The sequence below is a fragment of the Cupriavidus numazuensis genome, from assembly GCF_905397435.1.
Taxonomy (GTDB): domain Bacteria; phylum Pseudomonadota; class Gammaproteobacteria; order Burkholderiales; family Burkholderiaceae; genus Cupriavidus; species Cupriavidus numazuensis.
This window is the reverse complement of record NZ_CAJPVI010000060.1, coordinates 1-11,925: the sequence shown is the minus strand read 5'-3', so window position 1 is coordinate 11,925 and position 11,925 is coordinate 1. Positions and strand designations below refer to the sequence as shown.

The 11,925-nt window shown below is 64.2% G+C and carries 11 protein-coding genes and 1 tRNA gene; 5 read left to right on the top strand and 7 right to left on the bottom strand.

Features of this window, described 5'->3' with window-relative positions:
• Positions 1-7 precede the first annotated feature (7 nt).
• Entirely contained in the window at positions 8-577 is a 570-nt protein-coding gene (locus KHO41_RS33545; protein WP_211957540.1) for a phosphoribosyltransferase, read from the top strand.
• 51 nt (positions 578-628) lie between these two features.
• Here the strand turns inward: KHO41_RS33545 and KHO41_RS33540 are convergent, their stop codons facing one another.
• The 3 genes from KHO41_RS33540 to KHO41_RS33530 all read right to left on the bottom strand — a co-directional run bounded on the left by KHO41_RS33540 (position 629) and on the right by KHO41_RS33530 (position 2,191).
• A complete protein-coding gene (locus KHO41_RS33540; RefSeq protein ID WP_211957539.1) occupies positions 629-1,240 on the bottom strand; it encodes an NAD(P)-dependent oxidoreductase in 612 nt (203 codons plus the stop codon).
• Between the two features lie 105 nt (positions 1,241-1,345).
• Positions 1,346-1,780: an Rrf2 family transcriptional regulator gene (locus KHO41_RS33535; RefSeq protein ID WP_011298235.1), complete on the bottom strand. Its 435-nt coding sequence runs from the start codon at positions 1,778-1,780 to the stop codon at positions 1,346-1,348.
• A gap of 324 nt (positions 1,781-2,104) precedes the next feature.
• Positions 2,105-2,191: transfer RNA gene (locus KHO41_RS33530), tRNA-Leu, on the bottom strand.
• 70 nt (positions 2,192-2,261) lie between these two features.
• Here KHO41_RS33530 and rnr point away from each other — a divergent pair.
• Together rnr and rlmB are read left to right on the top strand one after the other, a co-directional pair.
• Positions 2,262-4,850 (top strand): ribonuclease R, encoded by a 2,589-nt coding sequence (gene rnr, locus KHO41_RS33525; RefSeq protein WP_211957538.1) that lies wholly within the window; start codon positions 2,262-2,264, stop codon positions 4,848-4,850.
• A 91-nt stretch (positions 4,851-4,941) separates the two neighbouring features.
• Positions 4,942-5,682 (top strand): 23S rRNA (guanosine(2251)-2'-O)-methyltransferase RlmB, encoded by a 741-nt coding sequence (gene rlmB, locus KHO41_RS33520; protein ID WP_041679986.1) that lies wholly within the window; start codon positions 4,942-4,944, stop codon positions 5,680-5,682.
• Between the two features lie 68 nt (positions 5,683-5,750).
• Here rlmB and hmpA read toward each other — a convergent pair whose 3' ends face one another.
• Complete coding sequence (gene hmpA / locus KHO41_RS33515) at positions 5,751-6,962, bottom strand: NO-inducible flavohemoprotein (RefSeq protein ID WP_211957537.1); 1,212 nt, start codon at positions 6,960-6,962, stop codon at positions 5,751-5,753.
• Between the two features lie 261 nt (positions 6,963-7,223).
• Here hmpA and KHO41_RS33510 point away from each other — a divergent pair, with 261 nt between their 5' ends.
• The gene (locus KHO41_RS33510; RefSeq protein WP_244874156.1) at positions 7,224-8,006 is read left to right on the top strand and encodes an SIR2 family NAD-dependent protein deacylase; all 783 of its coding nucleotides are present in this window, start codon (positions 7,224-7,226) and stop codon (positions 8,004-8,006) included.
• Between the two features lie 21 nt (positions 8,007-8,027).
• Here the strand turns inward: KHO41_RS33510 and tal are convergent, their stop codons facing one another.
• On the bottom strand, positions 8,028-8,984 hold the full coding sequence (tal, locus tag KHO41_RS33505) for a transaldolase (protein ID WP_211957536.1): 957 nt from the start codon (positions 8,982-8,984) through the stop codon (positions 8,028-8,030).
• A 147-nt stretch (positions 8,985-9,131) separates the two neighbouring features.
• Between tal and rpiA the strand changes: the two genes are divergently transcribed.
• Positions 9,132-9,818, top strand: coding sequence for a ribose-5-phosphate isomerase RpiA (gene rpiA, locus KHO41_RS33500; protein WP_211957535.1), 687 nt, complete (start codon positions 9,132-9,134; stop codon positions 9,816-9,818).
• 75 nt (positions 9,819-9,893) lie between these two features.
• On the opposite strand, the gene KHO41_RS33495 is transcribed toward rpiA, so the two are convergent.
• Together KHO41_RS33495 and argA are read right to left on the bottom strand one after the other, a co-directional pair.
• On the bottom strand, positions 9,894-10,166 hold the full coding sequence (locus tag KHO41_RS33495) for an oxidative damage protection protein (RefSeq protein WP_011298229.1): 273 nt from the start codon (positions 10,164-10,166) through the stop codon (positions 9,894-9,896).
• Between the two features lie 147 nt (positions 10,167-10,313).
• Positions 10,314-11,747, bottom strand: coding sequence for an amino-acid N-acetyltransferase (argA, locus tag KHO41_RS33490; RefSeq protein ID WP_211957534.1), 1,434 nt, complete (start codon positions 11,745-11,747; stop codon positions 10,314-10,316).
• Positions 11,748-11,925 lie beyond the last annotated feature (178 nt).

The following is an 11,925-nucleotide window of genomic DNA, read 5'->3' as shown; positions in this document are numbered from 1 at the left end:
GCAAATCATGAATCAGCCAACGAACGACGACGAGAACCTGTGGGTATCCTGGGATGAGTACCATCGCCTGGTCGCACGCCTGTCGCTGAACGTGCACGAATCGGGCTGGAAATTCGACAAGATCCTGTGCCTGGCCCGTGGCGGCCTGCGCGTGGGCGACCAGATGTCACGCATCTTCGACGTGCCGCTGGCCATCCTGGCTACCAGCAGCTATCGCGAGGCGGCCGGTACGCAGCAGGGCGATCTCGATATTGCCCAGTACATCACCATGACGCGCGGCGAGCTGACGGGCAAGATCCTGCTGGTCGACGACCTCGTGGATTCGGGCGTGACGCTCGAGCGCGTGGGGCGCCACCTGCAGGAGCGCTATCCCGCCGTAACGGAAGTCCGTTCGGCCGTGCTGTGGTACAAGGCCTGCTCCAAGGTGAAGCCGGACTACCACGTCACGTTCCTGCCGTCGAATCCGTGGATCCACCAGCCGTTCGAGGAATACGACACGCTTCGTCCGCACAACCTGTCGGCCTGGCTCAAGCGCGGCAAGCGTTCGCAGGACGGACAGGACAGCGCACAAGGCTGACGGGCTATCGTCTGGAATGCGGCCCCATGCAGGGGCCGCGCACCACCGGCGTCAGTAGCCGACGGTGAAGCGCTGGCGCGGATGTGCTGACCGCTCGATCTCATCGAGCATTGCAATCGAGTAGTCCTCCATTGAGATCCAGCTCTTGCCGGCGGCATCCGCCAGCAACTCATCCTTGCCCGCGCGGTATTTGCCGGTGCGCTCGCCCGGCTCGAACAAGGCGGATGGCGACAGGAACGTCCAGTTCAGATCCGCTTCCGCGCTCAGTGCATTGAGGAAGTCGCGTCCCGCCGATGCCTCGCTCTTGTACGCGGCCGGGAATCCCGGTGTATCGACGAGTTGGGTGCCGGGCGCCACGAACAGGCTGCCCGCGCCGCCCACCACAAGCAGGCGCGGTACGCCGGCGGTTTTGACCGGTCCCACGATCTGCGGCGCCTTCAGTTGCTCGAAACGTGCAGTGCTGATGGCCATGTCGTGGCCGGCCAGCGCAGCCGCGAGTGCCTGGCTGTCCGTTGCATCGACATCGCGCGTGGTCAGACCGTCTCGTGTTGGCAGGCGGCTGGCCGTGCGGGCCAGCGCGGTAACGCGGTGGCCGCGGCGCAGTGCTTCGTCGATCAGGCGCGTTCCGACGCGGCCCGTGGCGCCGATGATGGCGATATTCATGATTGCTCCTTGTGTCAGGATGAAAGTGGGTTAGCGGTTGCCACGTGTCTGGTGTGGCGGCTCTGATCTGAAACCAATTCGGTTACACATCGGGGTAAAAAAATTTCAGCGCTTGCGGCGCTGGGCAGCGCGCTCGACATCGGCGAGCATGCTGGCAATGGTGATTTCGGCCAGGGCGTTATCCATGGCGGATTGGGCGCGGTCCGCCACCTGCCGCAACGCGCCGGTGATTTCCCTGCCGACCATGCACGCAGGATTAGGCGCGCTCTGGTGCAGGGTAATCAGTGCCGTCGTCTCGACCGCACGGAATACGTCCAGCAGGGTAATGCGTTCAGCGGGGCGGCTCAGTGTGGAGCCGCCGGTGCTGCCCATGATGCTGGTGACGAGTCCCGCTTCGGCTAGCTGCCCGATCAGCCGCCGGATCAACGCCGGATTGGTCCCCACGCTGCCGGCAATCAGTGACGATGGCAAAGGCTCGCTGGCGCTGGCCAGCAAGGTGAGGATATGGACGGCGACGGCGAACCGGCTACTCGTGGTCATGATGGAGATTAGATGTGAAACTATGATAGTTACACATCAATGTGATTGTCAACCGTGGGGAAAGATGCTCAGGCGTCAAAATGCAGATCCAAGGCGACTGTCGCGATTTTGTGTCGTAAAGGTGGCAGCAGAATGCCGGAATCGCCACTGAAACTGATACACTGGTTCGCAGCAGTCTATGTGGCTGCGGTAAATCAACAAACGGAATGCAACTGCGACTGGTTGCAAATCGAGGAGTGCAAATTGCCGGATCAAATGCGCAAGGCGAAGGCGGAAAACAAAAAACCCGCAGGCTTTGAAAGCGCTGCGGGTTTCTCGCTGATCTGGTGCCCAGGAGAGGACTCGAACCTCCACAGTGTTGCCACCGCTAGGACCTGAACCTAGTGCGTCTACCAATTCCGCCACCTGGGCAGGTGTCGAAACAACCGAAGCGCTCATTATAGAGAGCGCCGAAACTTTGTCAAATAGTTTTCAGAAAAAATTGAATCAAAACAACTATCCGATCCCAAGCCGTGAAGAAATCCTCGGCGTACTGAGAACATCGGGGTCGCCCCTGTCGGCCGGCGATATCGCCAAGGCCCTGTCCGTCACGCGCAAGGAGCATGACGGATTCCAGAAACGCCTGGCCGCGATGGAACGCGACGGGCAGATCGAACTGAATCGCAAGGGCCGCTATGAACTGGCCCATCAACCCAATTTCGTTACCGGCCGCGTGCAGGGGCACCGCGACGGTTTCGGCTTCCTGATTCGCGACGATGGCGAGGACGATATCTTCCTGCCCGAGCGCGAGCTGCAAAAGGCCATGCACAACGACCGCGCGCAGGTGCGTGTGGTCGGCTACGACCGTCGTGGCCGCCCGGAAGGGCAGATCGTCGAGATTCTCGAACGTGCCAACCGCTACGTGATTGGCCGCTTGCTCAGTGAAGGCGGTGTGCTGGTGGTGGCGCCCGAGGACAAGCGCATTGGCCAGGACATCCTGATTCCGCCGAAGGCGCAGGGCAAGGCGCGCGTCGGCCAGGTGGTCAGCGTCGAACTGATCGAATTCCCGGACCGCTACGTCCAGCCTGTCGGGCGTGTGGTGGAAGTGCTCGGCGATATCGACGATCCCGGCATGGAAATCGAGATTGCGGTGCGGAAGTACGGCGTGCCGCATGCGTTTTCGCAAGCCGCGGCCAAGGAAGCCTCGGCGCTGCCCGATGAGGTGCGCCAGGCCGATCTGGACCACCGCATCGACCTGCGCGACGTCCCGCTCGTCACGATCGACGGCGAAGACGCGCGCGACTTCGACGATGCGGTCTACTGCGAGCCCGTGAAGATGGGGCGCAGCAAGGGCTGGCGCCTGATCGTGGCCATTGCCGATGTTTCGCACTACGTGCGGCCCGGTACGCCGCTCGATGCCGACGCGCTCGATCGCGCCACCTCCGTCTACTTCCCGCGCCGGGTGATCCCGATGCTGCCGGAGAAGCTGTCCAACGGGCTGTGCTCGCTCAATCCGCAGGTGGACCGCCTGTGCATGGTGTGCGACGCGGTGATTACGGCGAAGGGCGAGCTGAAGGGGTACCAGTTCTATCCGGCGGTCATGCACTCGGCGGCGCGGCTGACTTACAACGAGGTCTGGTCGGTCCTGTCGAACACCAAGGGGCCCGAGGCCCACAAGCGGGCCGAGCTGGTGCCGTACCTGCAGAACCTGTACGAGCTGTTCCAGGTCCTGCTCAAGGCGCGGCGCGAGCGTGGCGCGATCGATTTCGATACCACCGAGACCTACATCGTCTGCAATGCGCAGGGCAAGATCGAGCAGATCCTGCCGCGCACGCGCAATGACGCGCACCGGCTGATCGAGGAATGCATGCTGACGGCCAACGTCTGCGCGGCCGATTTCCTCGAGCGCTTCAAGCATCCGGCGCTGTACCGGATCCACGCGGGCCCGAGCGAGGAAAAGCTCAAGAACCTGCGCGAGTTCCTGAAGACCTCGGGCCTGTCGCTCGGCGGCGGCGACAAGCCGCAGGCGTCCGACTACGCCGAGGTGATGGACAAGATCAAGTCGCGCCCCGATGCGCCGATGCTGCAGACCATGCTGCTGCGCTCGATGCAGCAGGCCGTGTACAGCCCCGACAATATCGGCCACTTCGGCCTGGCGTACGAAGCCTACGCGCATTTCACCAGCCCGATCCGCCGCTATCCGGACTTGCTGGTGCACCGCGCGATCAAGGCCGTCCTCGCGCATACCAAGTACCAGCCGGCCTTCGCGCACGGTACCGAACTGAACACCGCGATCTCGCCAAAGGCGCGGCGCCTGCAAGCCAAGGACGCCGAGCAGAAGGCGGAACTGACCGCGGCGCGCGCACGGCGCAACGAAGCGATCTGGGACGAACTGGGCCTGCATTGCTCGGCCAACGAGCGGCGTGCCGATGAGGCATCGCGCGATGTCGAGGCCTGGCTCAAGTGCTACTTCATGCGCGACAAGCTGGGCAGCGATTTCGCCGGCACCGTCAGCGCCGTGACGTCGTTCGGCATCTTCGTGCAGCTCGACGAGTTGTACGTCGAAGGGCTGGTGCACGTCACCGAACTCGGCAGCGACTACTTCCAGTACGACGAGGCCCGCAACGAACTGCGCGGCGAACGCACGGGTATCCGCTACCGGCTGACGGACCGTGTGCGCGTGCAAGTGTCGCGCGTGGATCTCGACGCGCGCAAGATCGACTTCCGCCTGGTGCAGGAGCCGTCGGCCAAAACGCTGCGGGCCCGTGCCGGCGTCGGCGAGCCGCCGCGCGTGCCGGCCGCCCATGCGGTGCCGGCGCGCAAGAAGGGCCGGCAACTCGCGGCCTTGCTCGGCGGCACTTCCAAGCCGGAGGAATCGTTCGATGAAACGCTGGACCGCGTGATCGAAGAGCAACCGGTGTTCGAAGCCGTGATCACGCCGCTTCGTCCGCACGTCAAGACCGGCGGCAAGCCGGCCAAGCGTGCCGCCAAGCCAAAGCCGGCCCATCTGGACAAGTCGCGCAAGCCGGCTTCGAAGACGCGCCCGGCCAAGACGGCGGGCAAGACTTCGCGCACGCCGCGCAAGCGTTGAGCTTGAGCCGTCTGGGGCGCCGCCATATCGGCGGCCGCCCCGACGGCGCGCGCAAGCGCGATGGCCCGGGCGGGGCGAGTACAATCGCGCCATGGCTAAACAAAAACTTCTGATCGGCTTTCACGCCGTCACCGCGCGCTTGCGCCAGGACGCCAAGGGCGTCACCGATGTCTATGTCGAGGCTTCGCGCCGCGACCGTCGCATGCAGGACTTCATCCGCCTGGCCGAGAGCCTTGGCGTGCGCCTGCACCCCGTGGATGCAGAGCGCTTGCGCGGCATGGCCGGCACCGACCGTCACCAGGGCGTGGTGGCACGTGCCGAAGACGTGGCGCTCGCGCTGAATCTCGACGAACTGCTCGATGGCATCGAGGGCACGCCGCTGCTGCTCGTGCTCGACGGTGTGACCGATCCGCATAACCTCGGCGCCTGCCTGCGTGTGGCGGATGGCGCCGGCGCGCACGCGGTGATCGCGCCCAAGGACCGCAGTGTCGGACTGAATACGACCGTGGCCAAGGTGGCGAGCGGCGCGGCCGAGACCGTGCCTTACATCACCGTGACCAATCTTGCCCGCACGTTGCGCGAACTGCAGGAGCGCGGCATCTGGGTGGTCGGCACGGCCGACGGCACCGACAAGACGCTCTACGACGTGGACCTGAAGGGCCCGATGGCGATTGTCATGGGGGCCGAGGGCGAGGGCATGCGTCGCCTGACGCGCGAGACCTGCGACGAGCTGGTCGGCATCCCGATGCTTGGCGGTGTCGAAAGCCTGAACGTGTCGGTTGCCAGCGGCGTCTGCCTGTACGAGGCCGTGCGTCAGCGGCGCTTGAAGTAAAGCGTCCTTGAATCTTTGCCGCTGTCACGCTGCCGGCCGTCAGTCGGCAGCGTCTCCTTCGTCCCTGGCTATTCCGCAAACAGGTCCGGGCCGAATACCTCGTAGTGGATACGTGCTTCGTGGACGCCCAGGTACTTCAACGCATCATGTTGCAGGCGCATGAAGGGAATCGGTCCGCAGATGTAGTAGTCGGCGTCAGGCAGCAGGAGCTTGTCCCTGATTGCCCGGACATCGACCAATCCGGCACGATCGTAGTCCTGGCCCACGACATCCTGCGGCAATGGATCGTCGTAGAAGACCATCAGGCTGAAGTTTGCATAAGTCCGTGCGGCTTCGCGCAGGCGGTCGCGCATGGCGTGGACAGCGCTGTTGCGCGCGCCATGAATGAACACCACCTGGCGCTGCGGATCCTGTATGGCCCGTTTCAGCATGCTGACCATCGGTGTCAGTCCGACGCCGCCACTGATCAGCACGATCGGAGTCTTCGCATTCACGTCGATATGGAAGCTGCCATAAGGTGCCGCCAGCTTGACGGTGTCCCCGACATTGACATGTTCGTGCAGCAGCGATGAGACGTAGCCCGCAGGCTTCGGGCCGCCGTCTTCGCGTTTGACGGATATGCGATAGCTGCGGCCGTTCGGCATGTCCGACAGGCTGTATTGGCGGATCTGCTGCAAGCCGAGTGCCGGTACGTCGACTGCGATGCTGATGTACTGGCCCGGTTCGAAATTCATCACGGGGCCACCATCGGCCGGCTCAAGGATGAAAGACGTGATGACGCTGCTTTCCGGCGTCTTTTCGCGCACGACAAAACTGCGCCAGCCGGACCAGCCGCCAGGCTGCGCGGCGGAGCGCTCATACAGTTCGCTTTCCATGCCCATGAGGACGTCAGCCAGGTTTCCGTAGGCTTGTGCCCAGGCCGAAATGATGTCGTCGGTGGCGGCGGCACCCAGTACTTCCTTGATCGCGCCCAGCAGGTGTTCCCCGACGATCGGATATTGTTCGGCGCGCACGCCGAGGCTCGCGTGCTTGTTGGCGATGTTCTTCAATACGGCCATCAGGCTGCCGGGATCCTCGATATTCTCGGCATAGGCATAGACCGCGCGCGCCAGTGCCTGCTGCTGCTGCCCTTGTTCCTGATGGGCCATGTTGAAGACATTCTTCAATTCCGGATGCGCCTCGAACATGCGCGTGTAAAAGCACTTGATGATGGCGTAACCATGTTCCGCGAGTACCGGTGCGGTGGCTTTTACGATGTCCTTCGTCTTCTGCGTCAGCATGATCCTTCTCCGTTGCGCGCGCACAAGGGCGGGGGTGACCCGTCGGGTTGCTTGCCGTCTAGTCTAGGAAAGATGCCCGGGGCGCGCTGGCCACGTCCCAAGGGCTAGAATCTGCATCATCCGTGGCGTCTGGCCGCGCCGGCACCGCGTGCGAGCGGGCCGTTGCCGCCGTGCCATCCATGTCCGACTTCGTGAATGAGATTGCCATGCAGTGCATTGCCGTTATCCCGGAAGCCCGGCCGACAGGCGGGAAATGACAGCATGAACGATGATCCCCTGATCCCCTTGTCGTCACCATGGCCTGGCCTGAAAGAAGCCCGGGACCTGATTGCCCAGGCTCGCAGCGTGTTCGTGCTGACCGGAGCGGGCATCTCCGCAGAATCCGGCGTGCCAACGTTCCGCGATGCGCTGACGGGTCTTTGGGCTCGATTCGATCCAGAAGAACTTGCGAGTGAAGAGGCGTACCGCCGCCAGCCCGCCCTGGTGTGGGAGTGGTATCAGCATCGCCGCGAACTCGTGGCTGCCGCCCGGCCGAATCCTGCGCACTATGCGCTGGTGGCACTGGCTGCGCAGAAGACGGTGACGCTGGTCACGCAGAATGTAGACGGGCTGCACCAGCGCGCTGGCAGCGATCATGTGATCGAGCTGCATGGCAACCTGTTCGCCAATAAATGGCTGAACGGCTGTGGGCGCTGCGATGAGGCGACGGCCATTCCCGGTGATCCGCCGCGCTGCAGCCTGTGTGGGGCGCTGATGCGGCCCGGGGTTGTGTGGTTCGGGGAAGACCTGCCGCGCGTGGCGCGCTTCCGCGCCGAGCATGCCGCGGAGACGGCTGACCTGTGCCTGGTGGTGGGAACGTCGGGACTGGTGTATCCGGCAGCCGGACTGCCGGGTTTGGCCAGGGACCACGGTGCGCGCGTTATCGTGGTGAATCCCCAGCCTTCGGTGCTGGATCAGACCGCCGATGTGGTACTGCAAGCCGCAGCAGGCGCAAGCCTGCCGCTGCTGTGGCCGCAGTCCGGGTCCGATACGGAAATGGACTGAGCGGCCGCTTCAGTCGGCGCCTCAGCCGGCGATTTCCGCAACCAGCTTTTCCAGCTTGACCGAGTCCGCGGCAAACAGGCGGATGCCTTCAGACAGCTTTTCTGTGGCCATGGCGTCTTCGTTGAGCTGCCAGCGGAATGCGCGCTCATCGGCCGGGATACGGGCAATATTGCCTGCCTGCGCGAGGTCGATCGACAGCTTGCGCTCGACTGTCCCTTCGGTGCGCGCCAGTTGCTCGAGCAGGTCCGGGCTGATCGTGAGCAGGTCGCTGCCAGCCAGCGCCACGATCTGCGCGGTGCTGCGGAAGCTGGCGCCCATCACTTCGGTCGAATAGCCGAACTTCTTATAGTAGTCGTAGATCTGGCGCACGGAGCGCACGCCTGGATCGTTGTCGCCGGCATTGGCGGCAGCATCCCACTGGTCGCCGGCCTGCTTCTTGTACCAGTCGAGGATCCGCCCGACGAACGGCGAGATCAGTTGCGCACCGGCCTCGGCGCACGCGACGGCCTGCACCAGCGAGAACAGCAGCGTCATATTGCAGCGGATGCCTTCGCGCTGCAGGATCTCCGCCGCGCGGATGCCTTCCCACGTCGACGCAATCTTGATCAGCACGCGCTCGCGCGCCACGCCGCGCTGCTCGTACAGGCGGATCAGGTGGCGGGCCTTCTCGACCGTGGCTTCGGTATCGAACGACAGCCGCGCATCGACCTCCGTCGACACACGCCCCGGCACGATGGCGAGGATCTCGCAGCCGAACGCGATCAGCACGCCGTCCATCACGGCGTCGACACCGCCTTCGTTGTGGTAGTCGCGCACGGCCTGCTCCAGCAGTCCGCGGTATTCGGACTTCTGCACTGCCTTGAGGATCAGCGACGGGTTGGTGGTGGCGTCCTGGGGCGTGTACTGCTTCATCAACTGGAAGTCGCCGGTATCGGCCACGACCGTGGTGAACTGCTTGAGTTGTTCGAGCTGGTTCATGATCGGTAAGTCGTTGCAGTCGTCATGGGGAGGCGGGAAGGCGGCCGACTCGCGGCGCCGTTTGAGGCATTGTACCGTCGCGGGAAGTCTTGCCATCGCAATCCGCTACACTACGCGTTTTTCCCCGAAAGCCATCTGGCTGTTGTCATGACTCAGGATGAACTCAAGGCGCTGGTGGCGCAAGCCGCGGCCGACTACGTGAAGCAGGAAGTCCCGGAAGGCGCCGTGCTCGGCGTTGGCACCGGTTCCACGGCCAATCTTTTCATTGACGCGGTGGCAGCGTTCAAGGATCGCTTCGCGGGTGCGGTATCGAGCTCCGAGGCGTCCACGCGTCGGCTGCAGCAGCATGGCTTCAAGGTGCTCGACCTGAATGAAGTCGACGATATTCCCGTATACGTCGACGGTGCCGACGAGATCGATGGCAGCGGCGCGATGATCAAGGGCGGTGGCGGCGCGCTGACGCGCGAGAAGATCGTGGCCTCGGTCGCCGGCCGTTTCGTCTGCATCGCCGACGGCAGCAAGCTGGTCGAAGCGATGGGCGCCTTCCCGCTGCCTGTCGAAGTGATTCCGATGGCACGTGCTGCGGTCGCGCGTCAGCTGGCGGCGCTCGGCGGCCAACCGCGCCTGCGCATGAACAAGGACGGCGGCATCTACAAGACCGACAACGGCAACGTGATTCTCGACGTAAGCGGCCTGAAGATCACCGATCCGCGGGGGTTGGAAGAATCGATCAACCAGATTCCTGGCGTTGTGACCGTGGGCCTGTTCGCGCTGCGCGGTGCGAACGTGCTGCTGCTCGGCACGGGCGAGGGCGTGCAGCGTACCGATTACTGATCGGCCAGCGGCGCAAGCCACAATGAAAAAGGGGGGCCGGCGGCACCCCTTTTTCATTTCAATCGAGCAGGAAGATCAGGCCTGCGGCGGCACGTAGCCAGCTGCCTCGTCCGCGCCTTCACCGAAGAAGTACTTCTCCGTCTGCTTGAGCAGATATTGGCGGGCACGTGCATCGGCCATGTTCAGGCGGTTCTCGTTGATCAGCATGGTCTGGTGCTTGAGCCAGCCGGCCCAGGCTTCCTTCGAGACGCTTTGCCAGATCTTCTTGCCGAGTTCGCCGGGCAGGGGCGGGAAATCGAGCCCTTCGGCTTCCTTGTTCAGCTTGATGCATTGGACCATGCGGGCCATGGGGACTCCTTGTGTGCGTGGTCGGAAGCCGGCGCGGCATGCCGCGCGTCCTGCGCTCCCGTTTTTGTGGTTCAGTGGACGACTGGTGCGATATTGTAGCCAAGCAGGGCAGGGCGCCGCCGCATGGCGGCATTGCCCCTACATTTCCTACAGCTTTTTCATCAGCACCATGGACTTGCGCTGCCAGTTGTAGAGCTTGCGCTTGTCTTCGGGCAGGTCGTCCACGTTGGCGTGGACGAAGCCGCGCTTGAGGAACCAGTGCTCGGTACGCGTGGTGAGCACGAACAGGCGCTCTAGCCCCAGCGCGCGTGCGCGCCGTTCGATGCGCTTGAGCAGGCGCTCGCCGTCCCCCGTGCCCTGTGCTTCAGGCGACACCGTCAGGCAGGCCATTTCGCCCATGTTCTCGCGCGGATAGTCGTACAGTGCGGCGCAGCCGAACAGCACGCTGTCATGCTCGATCACCGAGAAGTTGCCGATGTCGCGCTCGATCAGGTGGCGGCCGCGCGGAACCAGCGTGCCGTCCTGTTCCAGCGGCGCGATCAGTTGCAGGATGCCGCCGACGTCGTCCAGCGTGGCCTCGCGCAGGCTTTCCAGGTCGGTGTCGGAAATCATGGTGCCGACGCCGTCGTGCAGGAACAGTTCCAGCAGCACCGAGCCGTCGAGGTCATAAGGGATCAGGTGCGCACGCGGCACGCCGCCCTTGAGCGCCTTGACCAGGTGTTCGAGGAAGTAGGCCACGTCGGGCTGCAGGTCGTTGTTCTGCAGGCGGTCCACCGCGGTGCGCAGCGACATCTCTTTCATCAGCTTGCCGACCGGATCGAGCACGCCCGGGACTTCGGTGATGAAAATGAGCTTGTCGGCCTTCAGCGTGGTGGCGGTGGCGCTGGCCACGTCTTCCATCGTCAGGTTGAAGGCCTGGCCGGTCGGCGAGAAGCCGAGCGGGGACAGCAGCACGATCTTGCCGTGGGACAGCGACATGCGGACCGATTCGCCGTCGATCTTGCGCACCATGCCGGTGTGCTGGAAATCCACGCCGTTGACGATGCCCACCGGCCGTGCCGTGACGAAGTTGCCGGAAATCACGGAAAGTTGCGCGCCGGCCATCGGCGTATTCGGCAGCCCCTGGCTGAAAGCGGCCTCGATGTCCAGCCGCAGTTCGCCCGAAGCTTCCTTGGCGCATTCGAGCGCGGCGTTGTCGGTAATGCGAACGCCATTGAAGAACTGGGACTCGACATGGCGCAGGGCCAGCTGCTCTTCCACCTGCGGCTGGGAGCCGTGCACCAGGACGATCTGCATGCCCATGGCATGCAGCAGCGCCACGTCATTGACCAGCGCGTTGAGGACGCCGGCCTTGACCAGTTCGCCGCCGAACGCGATCACGAAGGTCTTGCCGCGGAACGTGTGGATATACGGTGCGACCGTTCGCAGCCAGTCGACGAATTGCTGATGGTCCGGCGCGCCGCGCTCGCCGGCTTCGGTCTGGGGCGCGCCCACGGCGGGCTGCGATTCGGTGGCAGGCTGTGGCTCGGCCGGCTCGGAAGGAGCGGGCGCCTGCGGGGGCGTGTCGGTTCTGGCATTCATGCCGCGGATTATAATCCCGGCCAATGTCAGAACAACGTCCCGCCAAGCCTTCTTCGCCACGCCAGCCAGCCGCTGGCGCACGGCCTGCCCCCCGACCCGACGGCCGTCCCGCGCAACGCCCGCCATCCCGTTCCGGCCCGCGGCCCGAAATTGCGCCCGGCGCGCCCGGCGGCGAGGC

Bases quoted from the DNA above. Each gene is read 5' to 3' on its own strand.
- KHO41_RS33545 (WP_211957540.1), top strand. From the start codon at position 8: ATGAATCAGCCAACGAACGACGACGAGAACCTGTGGGTATCCTGGGAT.
- KHO41_RS33540 (WP_211957539.1), bottom strand. From the start codon at position 1,240: ATGAATATCGCCATCATCGGCGCCACGGGCCGCGTCGGAACGCGCCTG.
- KHO41_RS33535 (WP_011298235.1), bottom strand. From the start codon at position 1,780: ATGACCACGAGTAGCCGGTTCGCCGTCGCCGTCCATATCCTCACCTTG.
- rlmB (WP_041679986.1), top strand. From the start codon at position 4,942: ATGGCTAAACAAAAACTTCTGATCGGCTTTCACGCCGTCACCGCGCGC.
- hmpA (WP_211957537.1), bottom strand. From the start codon at position 6,962: ATGCTGACGCAGAAGACGAAGGACATCGTAAAAGCCACCGCACCGGTA.
- KHO41_RS33510 (WP_244874156.1), top strand. From the start codon at position 7,224: ATGAACGATGATCCCCTGATCCCCTTGTCGTCACCATGGCCTGGCCTG.
- tal (WP_211957536.1), bottom strand. From the start codon at position 8,984: ATGAACCAGCTCGAACAACTCAAGCAGTTCACCACGGTCGTGGCCGAT.
- rpiA (WP_211957535.1), top strand. From the start codon at position 9,132: ATGACTCAGGATGAACTCAAGGCGCTGGTGGCGCAAGCCGCGGCCGAC.
- KHO41_RS33495 (WP_011298229.1), bottom strand. From the start codon at position 10,166: ATGGCCCGCATGGTCCAATGCATCAAGCTGAACAAGGAAGCCGAAGGG.
- argA (WP_211957534.1), bottom strand. From the start codon at position 11,747: ATGAATGCCAGAACCGACACGCCCCCGCAGGCGCCCGCTCCTTCCGAG.